The sequence below is a fragment of the Corynebacterium kutscheri genome (genome assembly GCF_000980835.1).
GTDB lineage: Bacteria > Actinomycetota > Actinomycetes > Mycobacteriales > Mycobacteriaceae > Corynebacterium > Corynebacterium kutscheri.
Genome location: NZ_CP011312.1, coordinates 1,185,755 through 1,208,018, shown reverse-complemented (window position 1 = coordinate 1,208,018; position 22,264 = coordinate 1,185,755). Strand labels below are relative to the sequence as shown.

Annotated in this window: 20 protein-coding genes; all 20 read left to right on the top strand. The window is 45.4% G+C overall.

Going from position 1 to position 22,264, the window contains the following annotated elements:
- Positions 1-28 precede the first annotated feature (28 nt).
- The 20 genes from carB (at position 29) to UL82_RS05420 (ending at position 22,209) form a co-directional block, all read left to right on the top strand.
- Positions 29-3,385 (top strand): carbamoyl-phosphate synthase large subunit, encoded by a 3,357-nt coding sequence (gene carB, locus UL82_RS05515; protein WP_046439525.1) that lies wholly within the window; start codon positions 29-31, stop codon positions 3,383-3,385.
- 73 nt (positions 3,386-3,458) lie between these two features.
- The gene (pyrF, locus tag UL82_RS05510; RefSeq protein ID WP_046439523.1) at positions 3,459-4,283 is read left to right on the top strand and encodes an orotidine-5'-phosphate decarboxylase; all 825 of its coding nucleotides are present in this window, start codon (positions 3,459-3,461) and stop codon (positions 4,281-4,283) included.
- A gap of 315 nt (positions 4,284-4,598) precedes the next feature.
- Positions 4,599-4,922 (top strand): integration host factor, actinobacterial type, encoded by a 324-nt coding sequence (gene mihF, locus UL82_RS05505; protein ID WP_046439521.1) that lies wholly within the window; start codon positions 4,599-4,601, stop codon positions 4,920-4,922.
- Positions 4,923-4,925: 3 nt separating this feature from the next.
- The gene (gene gmk / locus UL82_RS05500; protein ID WP_046439519.1) at positions 4,926-5,498 is read left to right on the top strand and encodes a guanylate kinase; all 573 of its coding nucleotides are present in this window, start codon (positions 4,926-4,928) and stop codon (positions 5,496-5,498) included.
- A 64-nt stretch (positions 5,499-5,562) separates the two neighbouring features.
- Positions 5,563-5,841 (top strand): DNA-directed RNA polymerase subunit omega, encoded by a 279-nt coding sequence (gene rpoZ, locus UL82_RS05495; protein ID WP_046439517.1) that lies wholly within the window; start codon positions 5,563-5,565, stop codon positions 5,839-5,841.
- Between the two features lie 114 nt (positions 5,842-5,955).
- Entirely contained in the window at positions 5,956-7,245 is a 1,290-nt protein-coding gene (coaBC, locus tag UL82_RS05490; RefSeq protein ID WP_126317167.1) for a bifunctional phosphopantothenoylcysteine decarboxylase/phosphopantothenate--cysteine ligase CoaBC, read from the top strand.
- Between the two features lie 55 nt (positions 7,246-7,300).
- A complete protein-coding gene (gene metK / locus UL82_RS05485) occupies positions 7,301-8,515 on the top strand; it encodes a methionine adenosyltransferase (protein ID WP_395922003.1) in 1,215 nt (404 codons plus the stop codon).
- A 102-nt stretch (positions 8,516-8,617) separates the two neighbouring features.
- Positions 8,618-10,642, top strand: a complete 2,025-nt coding sequence (locus UL82_RS05480; RefSeq protein ID WP_046439514.1) for a primosomal protein N' — start codon at positions 8,618-8,620, stop codon at positions 10,640-10,642.
- 101 nt (positions 10,643-10,743) lie between these two features.
- On the top strand, positions 10,744-11,253 hold the full coding sequence (def, locus tag UL82_RS05475; RefSeq protein WP_046439513.1) for a peptide deformylase: 510 nt from the start codon (positions 10,744-10,746) through the stop codon (positions 11,251-11,253).
- A gap of 13 nt (positions 11,254-11,266) precedes the next feature.
- Positions 11,267-12,202: a methionyl-tRNA formyltransferase gene (gene fmt / locus UL82_RS05470; protein ID WP_046439512.1), complete on the top strand. Its 936-nt coding sequence runs from the start codon at positions 11,267-11,269 to the stop codon at positions 12,200-12,202.
- Positions 12,199-13,665, top strand: coding sequence for an RsmB/NOP family class I SAM-dependent RNA methyltransferase (locus UL82_RS05465; protein WP_046439511.1), 1,467 nt, complete (start codon positions 12,199-12,201; stop codon positions 13,663-13,665). The genes fmt and UL82_RS05465 overlap by 4 nt, the downstream gene beginning before the upstream one ends.
- 10 nt (positions 13,666-13,675) lie before the next feature.
- Positions 13,676-14,353, top strand: a complete 678-nt coding sequence (gene rpe / locus UL82_RS05460; RefSeq protein WP_046439509.1) for a ribulose-phosphate 3-epimerase — start codon at positions 13,676-13,678, stop codon at positions 14,351-14,353.
- Positions 14,353-15,360, top strand: coding sequence for a bifunctional diaminohydroxyphosphoribosylaminopyrimidine deaminase/5-amino-6-(5-phosphoribosylamino)uracil reductase RibD (ribD, locus tag UL82_RS05455; protein ID WP_046439507.1), 1,008 nt, complete (start codon positions 14,353-14,355; stop codon positions 15,358-15,360). The genes rpe and ribD overlap by 1 nt, the downstream gene beginning before the upstream one ends.
- A 6-nt stretch (positions 15,361-15,366) precedes the next feature.
- Positions 15,367-15,969 carry a riboflavin synthase gene (locus UL82_RS05450; protein ID WP_046439505.1) on the top strand — a complete coding sequence of 201 codons (603 nt, stop codon included), beginning with the start codon at positions 15,367-15,369 and terminating at the stop codon, positions 15,967-15,969.
- Positions 15,970-15,975: 6 nt separating this feature from the next.
- Positions 15,976-17,235 carry a bifunctional 3,4-dihydroxy-2-butanone-4-phosphate synthase/GTP cyclohydrolase II gene (locus UL82_RS05445; RefSeq protein ID WP_046439504.1) on the top strand — a complete coding sequence of 420 codons (1,260 nt, stop codon included), beginning with the start codon at positions 15,976-15,978 and terminating at the stop codon, positions 17,233-17,235.
- A 39-nt stretch (positions 17,236-17,274) separates the two neighbouring features.
- Positions 17,275-17,763 carry a 6,7-dimethyl-8-ribityllumazine synthase gene (gene ribH / locus UL82_RS05440; protein ID WP_046439502.1) on the top strand — a complete coding sequence of 163 codons (489 nt, stop codon included), beginning with the start codon at positions 17,275-17,277 and terminating at the stop codon, positions 17,761-17,763.
- 11 nt (positions 17,764-17,774) lie between these two features.
- A complete protein-coding gene (locus UL82_RS05435; RefSeq protein WP_046439500.1) occupies positions 17,775-18,299 on the top strand; it encodes a PH domain-containing protein in 525 nt (174 codons plus the stop codon).
- 5 nt (positions 18,300-18,304) lie between these two features.
- Entirely contained in the window at positions 18,305-20,305 is a 2,001-nt protein-coding gene (gene uvrC, locus UL82_RS05430) for an excinuclease ABC subunit UvrC (RefSeq protein ID WP_046439498.1), read from the top strand.
- A 5-nt stretch (positions 20,306-20,310) separates the two neighbouring features.
- Positions 20,311-21,210 (top strand): RNase adapter RapZ, encoded by a 900-nt coding sequence (rapZ, locus tag UL82_RS05425; RefSeq protein ID WP_046439496.1) that lies wholly within the window; start codon positions 20,311-20,313, stop codon positions 21,208-21,210.
- 12 nt (positions 21,211-21,222) lie between these two features.
- Positions 21,223-22,209 (top strand): gluconeogenesis factor YvcK family protein, encoded by a 987-nt coding sequence (locus UL82_RS05420; protein ID WP_046439494.1) that lies wholly within the window; start codon positions 21,223-21,225, stop codon positions 22,207-22,209.
- The last annotated feature ends 55 nt before the right edge of the window (positions 22,210-22,264 follow it).

Here is a 22,264-nt window from a genome sequence, read left to right as displayed (position 1 = left end):
AAACTAGGACAAAGGAAGACAAAGAAGCATGCCAAAGCGCGACGACATTAACCACGTCCTTGTTATCGGTTCTGGGCCGATTGTTATTGGACAGGCTTGTGAATTTGATTATTCTGGCACTCAAGCATGCCGAGTACTCAAAGAAGAAGGCTTAAGGGTTACCTTGATTAACTCTAATCCGGCGACAATTATGACTGATCCGGAATTTGCTGATCATACTTATGTTGAACCCATTGAGCCGGAATACATTGAAAAGATTTTTGAAAAAGAAGCAGCACAAGGGCATCCCATTGATGCTGTGCTAGCAACACTCGGTGGACAAACCGCGCTTAATGCAGCTATTCAACTTGATCGCCGGGGAAGTTTAAAGAAACATAATGTAGAACTTATTGGTGCTGATATTGAGGCTATTGAGCGCGGTGAAGATCGGCAAAAATTCAAAGATATTGTAGCCAAAATTGGTGGGGAATCAGCACGTTCACGGGTATGTCACACAATGGAAGAGGTTCGCGAAACCGTTCACGAACTAGGACTGCCAGTTGTTGTTCGCCCTTCTTTTACTATGGGCGGGCTAGGCTCGGGGCTTGCTTTTAACGATGAAGATTTAGAGCGTATTGCTGGTGGGGGACTAGCTGCTTCGCCAGAAGCGAATGTTCTTATTGAAGAATCCATCCTGGGCTGGAAAGAGTATGAGCTTGAGCTTATGCGGGATGGGGCAGATAATGTCGTTGTTATTTGCTCAATCGAAAATGTCGATGCTCTTGGAGTACATACCGGTGACTCGGTGACAGTTGCCCCTGCAATGACACTCACTGATCGTGAATATCAGATAATGCGTAACCAAGGTATTGCTATTATTCGCGAGGTTGGAGTAGACACTGGTGGTTGCAATATCCAATTTGCGGTCAATCCAGTTGATGGTCGTCTTATTACTATTGAGATGAATCCACGAGTATCTCGTTCTTCGGCACTTGCCTCTAAAGCAACAGGTTTCCCGATCGCAAAGATTGCCGCCAAATTAGCAATTGGTTACACGTTGGCCGAGATTACTAATGACATTACCGGGGTAACACCAGCAGCTTTTGAACCTACCTTGGATTATGTTGTGGTCAAGGCACCGCGCTTTGCTTTTGAAAAATTTGTTGGCTCGGACGATACCTTAACTACCACGATGAAATCGGTAGGTGAGGCCATGAGCCTTGGGCGTAACTATATTGCTGGTTTGAATAAAGTCTTACGCTCTTTAGAGAATAAACAGTCTGGTTTTTGGACCGTAAGTGATCAGGTTTTTGCTGGCGAACGCGCCCACGATGTTGAGGCGGTATTAGCTGATTTACGACGACCAACAGAGGGGCGTATCTACGACGCTGAATTAGCGCTTCGGTTAGGAGCGAGTATTGATCAGGTTTACCAGGCAAGTGGTATCGACCCGTGGTTTCTTGCCGAGCTAGCAGGACTGATTGATTTCCGTGAACGTTTGGTTGCAGCACCAGTATTAGATGAAAAACTTTTGCGTCAAGCAAAATTCTACGGTCTTTCCGACCAACAAATCGCTGCACTGCGTCCAGAAATAAATGGCGAGGATGGTGTTCGTCGATTGCGCTGGTCACTAGGGATTCGACCAGTGTTTAAGACTGTGGATACTTGTGCTGCCGAATTTGAAGCGACTACCCCATATTATTATTCGGCCTACGAGCTGGATCCAGCGGCAGAATCAGAGGTACGTCCACAAACCGAAAAAGATAAAATCCTTATTTTAGGATCTGGACCTAACCGGATTGGTCAAGGTATTGAATTTGATTATTCCTGTGTGCATGCTGCTCTAGAACTATCACGGGTAGGTTATGAGACCGTCATGGTTAACTGTAACCCGGAGACTGTTTCTACTGATTATGACACTGCCGATCGCCTTTATTTTGAACCTTTGACCTTCGAAGATGTTATGGAGGTCTATTATGCCGAGTCTCAATCAGGTACGGTTGCAGGCGTTATTGTCCAATTAGGTGGTCAGACTCCATTAGGGCTTGCTGAAAAGCTACGTGACGCCGGGGTACCAGTTATCGGTACCTCACCAGAGGCGATTAACCTTGCTGAAGATCGCGGTGAATTCGGTGAAGTATTACGTGCCGCTGGATTACCAGCACCAGATTTTGGTACCGCTACCACATTCGCAGAAGCCACTCAGGTTGCTAAAGAAATTGGCTATCCGGTACTGGTACGTCCTTCCTATGTACTTGGTGGACGCGGAATGGAAATTGTCTATGATGAATCTTCTTTAGCTGATTATATTGAGCGTGCTACTGAAATCACTTCGGATCATCCAGTATTAGTGGATCGTTTCCTAGACTCAGCTATTGAAATAGATGTTGATGCCCTATGCGACGGCGAAAATGTTTATCTCGCTGGTGTTATGGAACATATCGAAGAGGCAGGTATCCATTCTGGTGATTCCGCGTGTGCTTTACCCCCGATGACCCTAGGACCAGAAGACATTGAAAAAATACGGGCATCGACCATTTTGCTAGCGCAAGGCATTGGCGTAAAAGGCTTGATGAATGTGCAGTATGCACTCAAAGATGACACTTTATACGTCATTGAGGCCAACCCGCGTGCATCGCGTACTGTGCCATTTGTTTCCAAGGCTACTGGAGTTCATTTAGCTAAAGCAGCTGCGCGGATTATGACTGGTTCAACTATTGCGGAACTACAGGAAGAAGGCTTAATACCTACTGCTTATGATGGTGGTTCTTTGCCTTTGGATGCTCCGATTGCGGTCAAGGAAGCGGTATTGCCGTTTACTCGTTTCCGTCGCGCAGATGGCAGTCTTTTAGATACTTTGCTCTCGCCAGAAATGAAGTCTACCGGTGAGGTTATGGGGTTGGCTGATAATTTTGGTGCAGCGTATGCCAAGGCCGAAGAAGGAGCGTTTGGTGCACTTCCTACTCAGGGAAATGTGTTTGTTTCTGTGGCTAATAGAGATAAGCGTACTTTGATTTTCCCTATTCAGCGCATGGCCTCGCTTGGTTTTAAGATTTTTGCTACCAGAGGTACTGCAGCAATGCTACGTCGTAATGGAATTAGCTGTGAAACAGTACTAAAGCAAAGCGAAGCTGGTCAAAGTGGAAAACAAGCGATTGTAGATCTTATTAACGCTGGTGATATTGACCTCATTCTTAATACTCCAGCTGGTTCAGCTGGTGCACGCAATGATGGTTATACCATTCGTGCAGCGGCAGTAGCTGCAGGAGTTCCCTTAGTGACAACAGTGCAAGGAGTTACTGCTGCGGTACAAGGAATTGAGGCTTTGCGTGCAGGTGTGTTAAAGGTACGCCCGTTACAAGAACTTGATCATGGGTTGGTGTTGTCAAGCGTGATTGAGCAGTAATTTTTATAGAGATAAAGGCTGTGGGCTAGAAAAATGGCTCGCAGCCTTCGTTTTGTATAGCAAAAGGAGAATCATGACTGGATTTGGGCAAAAATTAGTAGCTGCTGGTCACCAATATGGCAGGTTGTGTGTGGGTATTGATCCACATCCAGAATTACTGCGGAAGTGGGGTTTAAATAATGATGTCGCAGGACTAAAAGAATTTAGTTATCGCTGTACGCAAGCCTTTGCTGGTCGAGTTGCTTTAGTAAAACCACAAGTAGCTTTTTATGAAGCCTATGGTTCGCAGGGGTTTGCAATTTTAGAAGAAACTATTGGCTTATTGCGTGCTAAAAACACACTGGTTGTTGCTGATGCTAAACGCGGCGATATTGGTTCAACGATGGCTGGATATGCACAGGCTTGGCTTGACGACGCTTCACCGCTGGTATGCGATGCGGTAACGGTTTCCCCATTTTTAGGCTTTCACTCGCTTGATCCCATATTTGATAAAGCAGCAGAGACTAACCGGGGGGTTTTTGTTTTAGCGGCAACAAGTAATCCAGAGGCGCGTCAGCTACAGGATCAGAAAAATAACGCAGGAGTAAGTATTTCACAGCAGATTATTGATAACTGTTGTGCAATGAATGCTGAGCAATTACAGCAGGAAAAAGTTGGCAATGTAGGCGTGGTTGTTGGCGCAACATTGGCTCAGGCGCCAGAGTTAAAAAATCTTAATGGCCCAATTTTATTGCCAGGTGTTGGTGCCCAAGGTGGTAGCGCTGAGGATGTGGCTCGGCTTACTCAAGGAGTAATGGAACTAGGTTTTCCGAATATATCTCGGGTAATTTTACAAACTGGTCCCGATATTGATGCGTTAATTAATGCGGTAACTGATGCTAGTGCTTGCCTGGGTTAAATGTGAAAACTCCCACAATCTATTTTCCCAGGTCAACATAGTTATCAGGGTTATTGAGATTTGATCCAATGACCTGCATGTTTATTTGTTAAGGGGCGTTTTACCTGTTATTTTGTATTTGGTGCTACACTAAGCCAGATCGACGAAATGGCGTGTTAAATTGCACGGTTGTACTTTAGGGGTTTAACCTGTGAGACGATCGCCATTTGTTCCACTGCGCGGTATAACTTTTATGCAGTGGGAAGTGTATCGTTGATGCTTGGTGTTTTTGAACCCATCTTTGTAAATAATAAAATTTTGAATCGGAGGAACCCCGTGGCCCTTCCCCAGTTGACCGATGAGCAGCGCAAGGAAGCTCTTGCGAAAGCAGCAGAGGCACGTAAGGCACGTGCAGAGCTAAAAGAACAGCTCAAGCGCGGTGATATCACTCTTAAGGAAGTACTTTCCAAGGCTTCTACGGATGAGATCATTGGTAAGACCAAGGTGTCCGCTCTTCTTGAGTCTTTGCCTAAGGTTGGCAAAGTCAAGGCAAAGGAGATCATGGAGAATCTTGAGATTGCCCAGACTCGTCGTTTGCGTGGTCTAGGTGACCGTCAGCGTCGTGCTCTACTAGAGCACTTCGGTTTCACCGAGGATTAAAAAGTGACAGGCGATAACCCTATCGGAAGACTCGTTGTTTTAGCCGGCCCTTCTGCGGTTGGTAAGTCAACAGTGGTTCGTCGCCTGCGTGACGAAGTTCCTGACCTTTACTTTTCGGTTTCAATGACCACCAGGGCGCCTCGCCCTGGTGAAGTAGAAGGACAAGATTACTTTTTCGTTTCTCCAGAGGAGTTTCAACTCCGTATTGATAACGGTGAAATGCTCGAATGGGCAGATATCCACGGTGGGTTACAGCGTTCTGGAACCCCAGCGGGTCCTGTCGATCAGGCACTTAATCAAGGACGTCCGGTTCTTGTTGAGGTTGATCTAGAAGGTGCTCGGAATGTGGTGACGGCAAAACCTGATGCACATACTGTGTTTTTGGCGCCACCGTCGTGGGATGTACTTGTAGAACGTCTTACTGGTCGAGGAACTGAACCAGAAGATGTGATCGAGCGTCGTCTGGAGACCGCACGTCATGAACTTGCCGCTCAAAATGAGTTTCAACATATTGTTGTCAACAAGGTTGTTGATGACGCCGTCGCACAGATCAGCGACATTCTTCTGGGACGCTAAAATAAGCGCCAGAAATACTTGCTTTAATTAGACTTCTGTACACGAAAAGGTGACTGTGACCAACGTGAGCAACGTGACCGACAGCAATGACGGCGTGTTCGATACCCCTACCGGTATTACTGCGCCTCCCATCGACGAACTGCTCAAACGCGTATCGTCTAAGTATGCTCTGGTAATTTTTGCCGCGAAGCGTGCCCGCCAGATTAATAGCTACTACCAGCAGGCCGACGAAGGTGTTTTTGAGTTTGTCGGTCCACTGGTTACTCCAGAGGCACAAGAAAAGCCATTATCGATCGCATTGCGTGAGATTGAGGCTGGTCTTCTCGACCACGAAGAGGGCTAAGCATTACTTTTATTTTCCCCGTACTGTTTTAAGTAGTACGGGGATTTTTATATAAATAAACCCGGTAGACTTTCTTAGGTCAGCTAAGAAAAGAATATGAGGAGCACATAAGTGTTGGAATCTGTGCAGGCATCTGAAGAAATAACTCTTCAAGATTCTGGCCGAAATATTGTTGTTGGTGTAGCTGGCGGTATTGCCGCATATAAAACGTGTCAGCTTATCCGAGATTTTAAAGAAGCTGGCGACAATGTAACGGTAGTTCCCACAGAAGCTGCACTGCAGTTTGTTGGTGCAGCAACTTTTGAAGCTCTCTCAGGTAATCCCGTATCCAGTAGTGTTTTTGACGCAGTAGATAGTGTGCGGCATGTGCGGGTTGGCAAAGATGCTGATCTTATTGTGGTTGCTCCGGCTACGGCTGATTTCTTAGCACGGGTTACTCATGGTCGTGCCGATGATCTTTTAACAGCCACCTTATTGGTCGCAACGTGTCCAATTGTGCTTGCTCCAGCAATGCATACTGAAATGTGGTTTAATGCTGCTACCCAAGATAACGTCAAAAAGCTGCGCGATAGAGGAATTATTGTGTTAGAACCGGCGCATGGGCGGTTAACTGGTAAAGATACTGGCCTAGGACGATTGCCGGAACCAATACAAATTGCTCAGTTAAGCCGAGCAGTACTAGCTGGGGCAAAATTAGCGCAATCATTAACAAATAAAAAAGTGCTCATTAGCGCTGGAGGTACGCGGGAAGCTATTGACCCAGTGCGTTTTATCGGTAATCACTCTTCGGGAAAACAAGGTTTTGCACTAGCTGAGATTGCCACTCAACGAGGAGCACAGGTGACTATCGTTGCTGGAATAACAGATGAGCTACCAATACCGAGCGGAGCAAAGATTATTCGTGTTTCTTCTGCATTAGAGATGCGACAGGCAATGCTTGAGCAGGCTGGTGAAGCTGATGTCATTATTATGTCGGCAGCTGTGGCTGATTATCGGCCAAGCAATGTAGCTGAAGCTAAATTAAAAAAGGGCATTGCAGACAATAGTTTAGGGCAACTTCGCTTGGTAGAAAATCCTGATATCCTTGCAGAACTTGTCGCACAGCGGGCAAGTGGTCAGTGGCAAAAAAATCCAGTGATTATCGGTTTTGCAGCAGAAACTGGTGATGAGCGCCATACTGCATTGGAGTATGGACAAGCCAAATTGCAACGTAAAGGCTGTGACTTATTGATGTGCAATGATGTTTCTGCTGGTCAAGTATTTGGGCAGGGAACTAATGCGGGGTATATTCTTGATGCTCACGGTGGAATAAATAAAGTGAAAAAGAGCACGAAACTTGTTGTTGCTGCTCAAATCATAGATGCCAGCGAAAAGTATCTTGCCAAATTAGACAGCTTGGTCTAATTTGGGTGAGGTAAATCTTTCATAGCAATGAAAAAGGATCGTAGTTTTCGTGACTCTGAACTCCCAGACGGGCAATTTCCGTCTCTTCACTAGTGAATCTGTCACCGAAGGTCACCCAGATAAAATCTGCGATGCCATTTCGGATACCATTTTGGATGCCTTGCTCAGTGTTGATCCGTATGCTCGCGTAGCAGTAGAAACCTTAGTTACTACTGGTCAGGTTCATGTTGTCGGTGAGGTTTCTACCTCTGGTTATGTTGAGATCCCTAACCTGGTACGCGATAAGCTTGTCGAGATCGGTTTTACTTCTTCGGAAGTTGGTTTTGATGGGCGTAGCTGCGGAGTGAATATCGCAATTGGCGAGCAATCACGTGAAATTGGCGCTGGAGTCAGTAATTCGCAAGAGGTACGCGATGGGGTATCGACTGATAGCAATGACCAAGCTGGTGCTGGTGATCAGGGACTCATGTTTGGCTATGCAACTAATGAAACCCCAGAGTTCATGCCATTACCTATTGCGTTAGCTCATAGACTTGCTCGTCGTTTGACTCAGGTACGTAAAGAAGGCATTGTTAATCATTTGCGTCCGGACGGCAAAACTCAGGTAACACTAGCTTATGATGATCATGGTCGCCCAGTCTATTTGGATACGGTAGTAGTTTCTACCCAACACGATCCAGAAGTAACCCAAGAATGGCTTACCCGGCAGATCCGTGAGCATGTTGTTGAATGGGTGCTGGAAGATGTTGATCTTGTAGATGATAATTACCAGCTGTTGGTTAATCCTTCTGGTTCTTTTGTGCTTGGTGGGCCTATGGGTGATGCCGGTTTAACCGGTCGTAAAATTATTGTGGATACCTATGGTGGAATGGCACGCCATGGTGGTGGTGCATTCTCTGGCAAAGATCCATCAAAAGTAGACCGTTCAGCAGCTTATGCAATGCGCTGGGTGGCGAAAAACATTGTGGCTGCTGGCTTAGCAGATCGTGCTGAGGTACAAGTAGCTTATGCTATTGGTCGCGCGAAACCAGTGGGACTTTACGTAGAAACTTTCGGTACTGCTCAACATGGGCTTAGCGACGCTGACATTCAAGAAGCAGTACAACAGGTATTTGATCTACGCCCAGCAGCTATTGTTCGCGACCTTGATTTATTGCGTCCTATTTATGAACCAACATCTGCTTATGGGCATTTTGGTCGAACTGATCTGTCTTTACCATGGGAAAACACTGATCGAACGGAAGCATTAAAAGCTGCTGCTGGTGTGTAGCAGTGTTATGGCATACTGAGCAGAAATATCGTATAGCACTGCTTTGAACAGCTAAAACACTGCCCAATAAGAAATGTCCGGGCTATTGGCTAGTATGTGGATATGATATCGTCTCGTGAGCCAGCAGCACATGCGCCTATTGCGCGTGTGCTGCCTTTGCTCGGGTTGAGCAAACTTGATCGGGTATTCGATTATCGGATTGATTCCACTCAAGATGAAGCAGCTCAACCAGGAGTACGGGTACGGGTTCGATTTAACGGCCGAAGTATTGATGCCCTTTTATTGGAACGAACAAGTGTTTCTGATTTTGAAGATAAACTTTTATGGCTGGACTCAGTAGTATCACCTGAGATTGTTTATCCACCGGCTACTAGCAGGCTTATTGATTCATTAGCAGATCGATATGCTGGCACCCGTAGCGATCTTATCCGGTTAGCACTACCATCTCGGGTAGCTAAAGCAGAAGAAGCTGATACTAGTACTAGCTGGGAAGAATTAGGTACGGCCACTGAGCCCGATTTAAGTTCTTGGATGGCTTATCAGCATGGTAAAAGTTTTGTTGATGCAGTATTAGCTGGTGAAACAGCTCGAGCTGCTTGGCAGATTGCCCCTGGAGACAATTGGGCATTAGCTATTGCTACCTTAGCCACCAAGGTTGTGTTAGGTGGACATGGTGCACTTATCATTGTTCCAGATCAGCGTGACATCGATAAAGTAGTAATAGAATGCAAAAAATATGTCAGCGCTAAACAGATTGTTGAACTTACCCACGCTATTGGACCACACGCACGGTATCGACGTTTTTTAAGTGTATTACATGGTCAAGGTCGGTTAGTAGTCGGCACGCGTAGTGCAGCTTTTGCCCCTGTTAAAGACCTTCAATTGTGTTTTATTAAAGACGATGGTGATGAAAATTTAATTGAGCAGGTTGCCCCTTATCCACATGCACGAGAAATATTGACTACCCGCAGCGCTTTAGAGAAAACCTCACTTATTATGGCTGGGCATGCTCGCACTGCAGAGGTGCAATTACTGGTCGAATCTGGTTGGGCACATGATCTGGTAGCAAGTAAAGAATCATTACGAAATCGTATGCCTTTTATTCGGGCAGCAGGTGATTCTGATTTTGAGCTAGCTAAAGATCCACGAGCACGACAAGCACGATTGCCACAGCTTGCTTTTGACATCGCACGCAAATCTTTAGCTGCTGAGCAGCCGGTGTTGATCCAAGTTCCACGCAAGGGCTATATACCTGCATTATCGTGTGCTCAATGTCGTACTCCAGCTCGGTGTCGTCATTGTAATGGCTCCCTAGAAATACCCGCGGGTGCTTCTGGCAGTACGGCATTTCCTACTTGCCGATGGTGTGGGCGTGCTGATGTACACTTCCGTTGTTATGAATGTGGTTCTTATAAACTTCGAGCAATAGTTACTGGGGCACAGCGTACAGCAGAAGAATTAGGAAGAGCTTTTCCATCGGTACCAGTAATTGTCTCTGGCGGTAATAAGATTACTGATTCAGTACCAAATAAGCCTGCCTTAGTTGTGTCGACCCCAGGAGCTGAGCCATACGTTGACAATGGTCTTTATGGCAGTTGTTTATTACTTGATCCATGGATATTGCTTGGAATGCCGGATTTACGCTCGGCAGAAAAAGCTTTTGCTAAGTGGTGTGCGGCAGCAGCACTAGTATTACCATCGCATAAAGGCGGCGAGGTTGTTGTTACCGCAGATCCAGCGTTTCATTTAACACAGTTTCTTATTCGGTGGGATGTTGTTGGAGCTGCCAGGCGTGAGCTACAAGAACGTAAATCGGTGCACTTTCCTCCAGCAGTACATATGACTGCCATTGATGGACCATATGCAGCAATTGAACATTTTCTTGAGTTAGTGGAACTACCTGAACACGCAGAAATCCTTGGCCCAGTCGATCTTCCGCCAGGAGTAAGTGTGCCAGGTGAATACGATGAGCAAAAATATGGTTCCCTGCAACGAGTCCTTATTCGAACACCGTTAGGCCCGCGTTCACAATTAGGTAAAAGCTTAAAAGCTGCTTTAGCCGCTAGAGTATTGCGCAGGGATAACCTGCCCTTGCGAGTCCAAGTTGATCCAGCAACAGTAGGCTAACACTAAGGTACTTTTAGCAATAGATATCTTTAAGAGCTGACAAGCAGATTAAAGTAAAACTATAAAAGTAAAATCGCATATTTTTTATTGGAAAGGGTTCTATGACCATTCGCGACATTCGTATTTTCGGTGATCCAGTTCTTACTACTAGGGCAGAAGAGATTACTATTTTCGACGATTCTCTAGTACAGCTTGTCGACGATATGTTGGAAACAATGGATAATGCTGGCGGAGTGGGTTTAGCTGCGAATCAAATTGGATTATTACGCCGGATTTTTGTTTTTGATTGCAGCCACACAGAAGATGGAATGCGCGGGCATATCATTAATCCAGTATGGGAGCCTATTGGCGATAAAATGCAGACGGCAACTGAAGGATGTCTTTCTATTCCTAACATCAAAGGTGATGTTTCTCGGTATGAAACTGTCCAAGTTACTGGTCAAGATATGACCGGGAAAACCATCTCGATGGTGTGTTCCGGTTTAATGGCTCGCTGCGTCCAACATGAAACTGACCATTTAGATGGTCAGTTATTTCTGCGCTTATTAGATTCCGTTGATCGTAAACAGGCTATGTCGGAAATTCGCGAAGCTAGCTGGTTTAACGCTTAAAGGAGATAATGAATTGCGACTTATTTTTGCTGGCACGCCTGAGGTAGCTGTCGTAGCTTTAGAAAAGCTCATTGCAAGTAACCATGAGGTTGTTGCTGTATTAACTCGTCCTGATGCACCAAAAGGACGTGGACGTAGCCTACATCCTTCACCGGTAGCTGAGGTAGCTAAAAAATATGGGATTGAAATATTAACGCCTAAAACTTTAAAGACTGCTACCGAAGATGGAATTGCAGTTCGTGCCCGTATTGCTGAGTTAGCTCCAGATTGTGTACCAGTGGTTGCGTATGGAAATCTTTTGCCTAAAGATGTTTTAGAAATGGTGCCGCATGGGTTTATTAATCTGCACTTTTCTTTATTGCCTCGGTGGCGTGGTGCCGCCCCCGTACAAGCTGCAATTATCCATGGTGACCTGATTACCGGTGCAAGTACATTCCGCATCGATGAGGGATTAGATACTGGTGAAGTAGCAAAAACTATTAAAGAGCCCATTGCTACTAGCGATACTGCCGATGATCTTTTAACTCGTTTGGCTTATCGCGGCGGCGATTTACTAGTGCAAACCATGGATGAAATTGCAGCTGGCACGGCTGTATTTAAGCCACAAGAAGGCGAAGCAACACATATTTCAAAGATCTCTAAAAATGATGCTCGGATTATTTGGACACAACCAGCAGCTGTTATTGATCGACTTATTAGAGGCGTGACACCAGCTCCGGGAGCCTGGACAGAACTTGCTGATCAGCGTTTTAAAATTGGTCCAGTAAAATTAGTTGATTCTATAACGCTTGCTCCTGGATCTCTGCACATAGAAAAGAAACGTGTTTTAGTTGGCACTGGTGATACCGCAGTAGAGTTGGGTTCTATCCAAGCTCCAGGAAAAAAGATGATGCCAGCAACAGATTGGGCACGCGGTTTAGCTAGTACAGAAGGTTTGATGTTTCAATGAGCCAGGGTGGTTTTAGATCACGTACATCGTCACAGAAGAAAGTGAAGAAAACTGACAACAAGTCAGTTACCCCTAGGCGTTCACCACAGCGCAAACACTCTGAGCCTAAAGACGATTTGCGTATGATTTTTCAAGACATTGACCTACCGCGTGCAATCTCTTTTGACGTGCTTTATCGGGTAGAAGTAGATGATAGTTTTGCCAATCTCGTATTACCACGACTATTGCGTGACTATAGACTCACAGGAAGAGATGCTGCTTTTGCTACTGAGATTACTTATGGAACATTGCGCTCCCAAGGGGTTGTGGATGCAGTGATTGCCGAGTGTTCTAGTCGCAGCCTTGATTCTTTGTCTGCTGGTGTTTTATCTGCTTTGCGCTTGGGAACCTATCAACTTATGTACACCAGGGTAGAACCTCATGCAGCTGTTGATACTTCAGTGCGTATCGTAGAAGCTATTGGACAAGAAAGAGCGAAAGGATTTGTCAATGGTATTTTGCGAACAGTTTCTCGAACCACACCGCAGCAATGGTTAGAAAAGCTTGCACCCGATACTGAAATTGCCGCACTCGCTTTTAAACATGCGCATCCAGAGTGGATTGCGCAAAGTTTCGCACAAGTTATTGGAAAAGAAGAATTAGCTACAGCCTTAGAAGCTGATTCGAAACGACCAATTGTGCACCTTATTGCTCGCCCAGGTGAGATTTCTGCTGAAGAATTAGCATTGATTACTGGCGGTATTGAAGGTACCTATTCTCCGTACGCGGTTTATCTTGAATCTGGTGATCCCGGCAGCATTGAACCAGTGCGTCAAGGGCTTGCTGCAGTACAAGACGAGGGAAGTCAACTTATTGCTCGCGCTGTTGTAGAAGCTCCATTAGAAGGAGAAGATCAAGGTCGATGGCTAGATTTATGTGCTGGTCCCGGCGGTAAAGCAGCTTTAATGGGAGCATTAGCCGCTATTGATGGCGCGCATGTTGATGCGGTTGAAATTAGTGAACACCGCGCTCAGCTCATTGCTAAGACAGTACGTGATTTTCCGGTTACGGTTATCACTGGGGATGGTCGTAATCCAAATCTTGAACTAGGTTATGATCGAGTACTTGTTGATGCGCCCTGTTCTGGTTTGGGTGCTTTGCGGCGTCGTCCAGAAGCACGGTGGCGGAAAAAAGAAGCAGATATTAATCAGCTCAGCACATTACAGTTCGAATTGCTTTCTTCGGCAATTAATCTTGTTCGTCCTGGGGGAATCGTCGTTTATTCGACATGTTCACCTGATTTACGCGAAACTCGATCAGTTGTTGATAAGGCGTTAGCGTCATTACCGGTGAGTGAGTTAAATGCTCATGAATTAGTACCAACCATGCTTAATACTGGCGAGAACTTAAGTGTTCAAATGTGGCCACATCGCCATGGTACTGATGCCATGTTTTTTGCGGTACTGAAAAAACTGCCAGTGTAGACTATCTTTTATGCCTACTAATTCTTTTACTCGACCGATTATTGCTCCTTCGATTTTAGCTGCTGATTTTGCCAAACTCGGTGAAGAAATAGCTGCTGTTAGTAATGCCGGTTGGCTTCACGTTGATGTGATGGATGGGCATTTTGTGCCCAACCTTTCCTTCGGTGGTGATGTTACTGCAGCAGTTAGTAGGAGCACTGATCTTGCTCTTGATGTGCACCTTATGATCGAAAACCCAGAAGCATGGATTGATACCTATGTTAAAGCTGGAGCGGATTGTATTATTTTCCATGTTGAGGCCACCGGTGATCCACTAGGTCTTGCTCGCAAGATTAAAGAACATGGTGTGCGGGCAGGTTTTTCAATAAAACCAGGAACTCCCATCGAGGATTACCTTCCGAATTTAAATGAATTCGACTTAGTATTGGTGATGAGCGTGGAACCAGGTTTTGGTGGACAAAAATTTATGCCTGAGCAGTTAGAAAAAGTACGCACTTTACGCAGCTATATTGACGAGCATAAGTTAACTACCCTTATCGAAATTGATGGCGGAATTAGTGCTGAAACTATCTCCGCTGCGGCTGAGGCGGGCTGTGATGCTTTTGTCGCTGGTTCAGCAATTTATGGACAAACTGATCGAGCCCAGGCAGTTGAAGAACTGCGTCAGCTCGCCCAGGCAGCTTATTGATGTTAAAAACACTGCTTGTCGACGATTTACCTCGTAGTACTGCCCCAATTGTGTTACAAGCAATTAAAGTAGCGGCACAGGCCGCAGAACAGGTGTGGGGTACAACTAGCCCGAATCCCAGCGTTGGAGCGGCAATAATATCTGCTAGTGGAAAAATCGTCGGTGTTGGTGCGACCCAACCGGTTGGTGGTGCACATGCTGAAGTAATGGCTTTACACGCAGCAGGTGCTCAAGCTCGCGGTGGCCATGCGGTAGTTACTCTTGAACCTTGTAACCATCAAGGACGAACCGGGCCATGTTCGCAAGCATTACTAGCAGCAGGTATTAAAAAGGTAACGTATCTGTGTTCTGATCCGTATCCACAGGCTGCCGGAGGAGCTGAGTTTTTATCTTCTCATGGTATCGAAGTGGAATGTTTGGGGGTGCGTCCGCGCGCTTTGGTTGCGTGGTTATTCGCTATTAAACAATCCAGACCAGCAGTTACTTTAAAATGGGCACATACCTTAGATGGGTTTATTGCTGCCCAAGATGGTATGAGCCAATGGATTACGGGAGTAAAGGCAAGAGAATATGTTCATCATGATCGAAGTCATCGAGACGCGATCATTATAGGAACCGGAACAGCTTTTGCTGACCGACCACAGTTAACCGCTAGATATCCAGATGGCAGCCTTTATCTACAACAGCCACGTCGAGTAGTTATTGGTCGTAGAACTACTGATTTAGGGTTTGAACAGTTTACGGAAATAGAACTAGCACTTAATAGGTTATGGGATAGCGGAGCACGTGATGTGTTGGTAGAAGGTGGACATCAACTATGGACTTCATTTTTACAATTAGGCTTAGTGGATTTCATTCATGATTACACTGCACCTGCGTTGTTAGGTGCAGGGATACCACTACTGGCGCAATCACTTACTGAAAATATAGCTGGGATTTATCGTTTTGAAGTGTTAGCACATCAACAACTTGGTGTAGATAGTTTTAGCTGGTTAGAAAGGAAATAGGGTGCAGTGTTTACCGGCATTGTAGAAGAAGTAGGAAAAGTTGCTGCCATTGAAAAACTTGATGATAGTGTGCGAATTAAAATTACTGCGAATACCGTTATCAGTGATGTACACCTAGGTGATTCAATAGCAGTCAATGGAGTGTGCTTGACAGTTACCTCTTTTGGGGATGCTTTTTTTACTGCTGATGTAATGCAAGAATCCTTGAATCGTTCATCTTTGGGTAGCTTAGAAAAAGGGTCGTCGGTTAATTTGGAACGAGCATTGCTTGCCCAGTCTCGTTTAGGCGGACACATTATGCAAGGTCATGTTGATGGCACAACTACGCTTTTATCCCGAACTCATTCCCAACATTGGGATGTTTTGCGGTTTAAGTTGCCTAGCCATTTGGCACGTTATGTCGTCGAAAAAGGATCAATTGCACTTAGTGGAACTTCATTGACTGTATCGTCGGTAGGCGAAAACTGGTTTGAGGTGTCATTGATTCCAGCGACTTTGCTGCACACAACCCATGGTGAGTTGAAAATTGGCGATGAAGTCAATATTGAAGTTGATATCTTAGGTAAGTACGTCGAAAAGATGCTTTCTACAAGAACCCAAGTAGAGTAAATAATCGTGAATTTAGATGAAGATACCCCCGTACGCCTCGATTCGGTAGCAGACGCGATTGCTGATATTGCTGCCGGCAAGGCTGTAGTTGTCGTCGATAATGAAAATCGCGAAAATGAAGGCGATATTATCTTTGCCGCAGAAAAGGCAACGCCAGAATTAGTGGCCTTTATGGTTCGGTATTCTTCGGGATATATCTGTGCACCGTTATTAGCTAAAGATTGCGATCGTCTCGGGTTACCAGCTATGACTGCACATAATCAGGACGCACGAAACACTGCCTACACCATTACAGTTGACGCGAATACCGGTACGACAGGTATTTCTGCTACCTCACGAGCAGAAACCTTACGTCGCTTAGCTAATCCAGCTTCTATCCCTAGTGATTTCACTCGCCCGGGACATGTAGTACCACTTCGAGCACGTGAAGGTGGCGTGCTCGTACGTGATGGGCATACGGAAGCAGCCGTTGATCTTGCTCGCTTGGCTGGTCTTTACCCAGCTGGCGTACTCTGTGAGGTGGTATCTGAGGAGGATCCCACTGATATGGCACGTTCACCGGAATTACGCCGGTTTAGTGATGCTCATGGGCTAAAGATGATCTCTATTGAGCAACTGCAAGAATATCGTCGCGGACATGAAACTCAAATAGAGCGCGTAGTAGAAACCCGGTTGCCTACGCAACATGGCGAATTTCGCGCCCTTGGCTATCGCAGCATGATTGATGGTGTAGAGCATGTTGCATTAGTAAAAAATGAACTCTCTACTACTAAACCAGTGCTAGTTCGAGTCCACTCGGAATGTTTAACGGGTGATGTTTTTAGCTCTGAACGTTGCGATTGTGGTGCGCAATTACATGCTGGAATGTCAATGGTTAATGAAGCTGGCAGTGGCGTAATTATTTATTTGCGCGGTCAAGAGGGGCGAGGTATTGGCCTGCTTGCTAAGTTACAGGCATATGTATTACAAGATGGTGGTACTGATACCGTTGATGCAAACCTTGAACTTGGCCTACCAGCAGAGGCACGAGAATATTCGGTTGCCGCACAAATTCTTAAAGATCTAGGCGTTACTACGATCAATCTGATTAGTAATAATCCACATAAGGTTAAACAATTAGAAAACTATGGCATAAAAGTTGCCGATCGGATTCCGTCACCAGCAAATATTACTAAGGATAATTATCGTTATCTTGCTACCAAGCGAGATCGTATGGGACATGATCTGCCATGGTTAGCGGATTTTCCAGAAAATCTGCACCAATAAAATCGAGCAACGATAAAAATAAGGGATATAAAAAAGAGCATGAGCAAAGAAGGATTGCCAACTATTGGTGCACTTGATGCCCGAGGGTTGCAGGTAGCAGTTGTTTCTGCCACGTGGAATAAAGAAATCTGCGATCAATTACACCTACGAGCCCAAGAAACTGCGCAAGAATATGGTGCACACGTAGCTGATTTTCGAGTTGTTGGTGCTCTGGAATTGCCTGTTGTAGTGCAAAAACTTGCGCAACACTATGATGCTGTGGTGGCCACCGGCTGCGTGATACGAGGCGGAACCCCTCATTTTGAATATGTGTGTGATTCAGTAACTGCTGGGTTAACTCGGGTTGCGCTTGATGAATCTACTGCCATCGGTAACGGTGTACTGACTACTAATACTGAAGCAGAAGCACGACAGCGAGCTGGTTTCGCAGATTCGATAGAAGATAAGGGCAGCGAGGCCATGACAGCTGCCTTACATACTGCACTTGTACTACGTAGTATCGCTAATACGGGTAGGGAAAAAGAGTAAGGTTAAACGTTATGGTTGAAAATCAGCCCCCACGGCTTTCTGAGGAAGAAATACAACGTTACGTTGCTGCTGATCCCGCTCGCACAACCACTCAAGGATGGGAGATAGAAATAACCTCCCGTAGGTTAAAGATGTGGTCTTATATCGCAGCTGGGATTATTCTTGGGCTACATATATTTTTGGCGGTTGTTGTTGCTATTGGCGATACTGGTACAACTGTCACCTTAGTCGACCAGTGGGGCTATTTTCTGGTTGGACTTATCTTAGCAACGGGCACTTTTATTGCTTTGCGTAGACCACGGATACGCGCTAACTCTGATGGGGTAGAAGTACGCAATTTTTTTGATGCGCGTTTTTATCCCTGGACAGTCGTTTATGGGCTTAATTTCCCAGAGGGTACTCGTTTTGCCCGCTTAGAGTTACCTGACTTTGAATATGTTCCAACCTGGGCGTTACAGTCTGCTGATGGGATTCATGCCATACATGCTTTAGAAAAATTCCGCGATCTTGAAGCCCACTACATGCCTGAGGATTAATATCTATGGCTGATCCGTCAACCTATCGTCCGGCACCTGGCACCATTCCTATGGCACCAGGTGTTTATAAATTTCGCGATGATACTCAGCGTGTTATCTATGTAGGTAAAGCAAAAAATTTACGTGCTCGATTAAGCAACTATTTCCAAGATCTTTCTCAGTTACATCCGCGTACCCGCCAAATGGTTACTACTGCTAGCTCAGTGGAATGGACTGTGGTTGCTAGTGAAGTAGAGGCTTTACAACTGGAATACACGTGGATTAAAAAGTTTGATCCGCATTTTAATGTTAAATATCGAGACGATAAAACCTACCCGGTACTAGCTGTGAGTGTGGGTGAACGCTATCCACGGGCTTTTTTCTATCGCGGACCACAACGTAAAGGCATACGTTATTTTGGTCCTTATTCTCATGCGTGGGCGATAAGGGAAACTCTTGATTTATTGATTCGGGTCTTTCCTATGCGCACGTGCACCAAGGGGGTTTTTAACCGTCATGAGCAATTGGGCAGACCATGTCTTTTAGGGTATATCGATAAATGTGCAGCACCTTGTGTAGGTCGAGTTTCAGAAATTGAACATCGAGAAATAGTAGATGGTTTTGTTAGCTTTATGGCTGGTCACACCGATAAAGTTGAACGATCACTGACTCAAGAGATGACTCAAGCTGCTGAAACACTTGATTTTGAACGCGCTGCTAGGCTACGGGATCAAATTAGTGCCATACATAAAGTCACTGAACAGCAATCTGTTGTGCTTGGCGACGCAACAGATGCAGACGTTATTGCGGTAGAAGCAGATGATTTAGAGGCAAGCATTCAGCTCTTCCATGTACGCAGTGGTCGCATTCGTGGTCAGCGTGGCTGGGTCGTGGAATGCACAGATGACAGCTTAGAAGAACTTATGCAAAGTTTTATTATTCGTTTTTATTCTGATGCATTAGCGGCCGAAGAAGATGTATTGCGAAGCGAAGAAAAAATTTCGCGTCGAGGTGTTGATAAACAATCTTTTGATAACACCGCATATAAGGTGATTCCAAGAGAAATTCTGGTCAATATTGAACCTGCTGATCCTGGGCATGTCCAAGAAGTACTCAGTGAACTTCGACATGCACAGGTACATGTGCGCTTACCTCAACGAGGGGATAAACGAGCGCTTAGCGAGACAGTATATAAAAATGCTGTTGATGCTTTTAAACAGCATAAACTCAAACGGGTAAGTGATTTAACGGCACGTTCTGCGGCATTACAGGAAATTCAAGACTACTTAGGTTTAGATGAGGCTCCACTGCGCATTGAGTGTACTGATATTTCACATATTCAAGGTACTGATGTTGTTGCGTCACTAGTGGTTTTTGAAGATGGTCTACCTAAAAAGAGCGATTATCGACGCTATAAAATTAAAGAAGCAGCTGGTGATGGCCATTCAAATGACGTTGCTAGCATCGCTGAGATTACCCATCGACGGTTTTTGCGGCATACCAAAGATAAATTAAACGTGCCTGAATCCGAGGAATTTGATGGTTCAACTTTTGTTGATGAGACAGTAGAAACTAGAAAACGTTTCGCCTATCCACCACAACTTTTTATTGTTGACGGTGGTGCACCTCAGGTTGCTGCTGCACAAAAGGTTTTCGATGAGCTAGGTATCAATGATGTCTTTTTAATTGGCATTGCCAAACGACTAGAAGAAATTTGGCTTCCCGATGACCCAGAACCTCTGATTTTGCCGCGCACCTCGCAAGCACTTTTTCTTTTCCAGCACATCCGCGATGAAGCACATCGTTTTGCAATTAGCTTCCACCGCCAACAACGTTCAACACGGATGCGCCATAGTGAGCTTGATGATATTAAAGGCCTAGGCCAAACACGTCGTACGGAGTTAGTAAAACATTTTGGATCGGTAAAAAAGCTTAAGCAAGCCTCGATAGCAGAAATTGAGGCAGTAAAAGGTTTTGGTCCAGGGTTAGCAGCCAAGGTTTTTGCGGCATTGCACCCTGTAGAATAGTCGTCATGACTGTAGATCTCCATGGCGATATTGAACCGCGTACTGATATTCCACCTGTCATTATCACTGGTCTTTCTGGTGCCGGACTGAGCTCGGCAGCACGAGTTTTAGAGGATATGGGTTGGTTTGTTGCTCAAAATATGCCACCAAAAATGGTATTGGAATTAGTCGAGCTATGCGCACAAGATAATTCACCCACCAATAAAGTAGCTGTGGTTGTTGATGTTCGCAGCCGAGATTTTGCAGGAAACCTCGAAGAAGTTATTTCGCAGATGTCTATTCGTGGTTTGCAACCACTGGTGTTATACCTTGATGCTCGTGATGATGTGCTTATTAAACGTTTTGATAATTTACGTCGCACACATCCGCTGCAAGGATCAGGCACACTCCAGGTGGGAATTAATCGTGAACGTGAACTAATGAGCGCGATTAAAGAATCTGCCGATGTAGTCATTGATACTTCTGATCTATCTATTCATGATCTTCGTCGTGTCATTGTTCCTAATTTTGCCAATATTGCTAATAAGTTGCAGCACGTTACTGTGCAATCATTTGGTTTTAAACATGGTTCTCCACGCGATACAGATATCTTGATTGATGTGCGCTTTTTACCTAATCCATTTTGGGTACCAGAACTGCGTCCTTTTAGGGGCGTAGATAAACCAGTCAGTGATTATGTGCTTAACCAAACTTCAGCCCAGGAATTTTTAAATAATTTTGAGACGATGTTTAAAGATATGCGTCCTGGTTTTCAGCATGAAGGCAAAAATTTTATTACCGTCTCAGTAGGCTGCACTGGTGGGCATCATCGCAGCGTCGCCATTGCTGAAGAGCTAGGTCGACGTCTTTCGCAAGTTGAGGATCTTGATGTCACGGTTAGCCATCGTGATATTGATCGCCACTAGGAGGTACCTGCGTTGACACAGATAATAAAGCCACGTGCGGTGGCAAGTCTTGGCGGTGGACACGGCCTGTTCCAAACCCTAAGAGCCATTCGTCATTTAAGCCCAGAAGCAATTACCGCTATTGTCACTGTTGCTGATGATGGTGGTTCCTCAGGGCGTATCCGTCGGGAACTTGGCCAAATTCCACCTGGTGATCTGCGTATGGCCTTATCTGCATTGGCTCCTATGACTGATGAGGGATTGATGTGGGAAGAAACCTTGCAACATCGTTTTGGTGGGCATGGTGCTCTTGCCGGGCATGCGGTGGGCAATTTACTTTTAGCTGGTCTTTATGATGTTTTAGGCTCTGAGGTCAAAGCACTTGATACAGTGGCACAGCTTATTAATGCCCAAGGTAGAGTCTTGCCCGTAGCCGAGCAGCCACTAGATATTGAGGCCGATGTTGCTGGTCTTGACGATGATCCACGCATTATGCGCCAGGTACGAGGACAGGTAGCAGTAGCTTCTACACCTGGTTCAGTACGCCGGGTACGTCTTATTCCAGAAAATCCACCTGCATGTTTAGATGCAATAAGTGCAATCCATAATGCTGACATGGTTACCTTAGGCCCGGGTAGCTGGTTTAGCTCGGTTATTCCGCACATATTAGTACCAGGAATTGTTGAAGCTTTAGAACAAACTCAAGCATTACGTGTGGTCATTCTTAATCTAACCTCGGAACCAGGGGAGACTACTGGGTTTTCTGCTGAACGCCATATTCATATTTTGCGCCAACATGCCAATACACTAACCGCTGATCTAGTTGTTGCTGATGCTACTGCTATTTCTAATGAAAGCGATCGCAGATATTTAGAAAAAGCTGCCGAATCCATTGGTGCCAAAATTGTTTTCCATGACCTCAGCATTATCGACGACAATGGCTTACCTACGGCACTTCATGATCCAATAAAATTAGCTACTGCGTTGGAATCAGAATACGTCAAGTTTTACCGTAGTTAGGGATATACTAGAATTTTTTGGCTAGTGTATCGATACCTCTAAAAAGAAAGGTTGC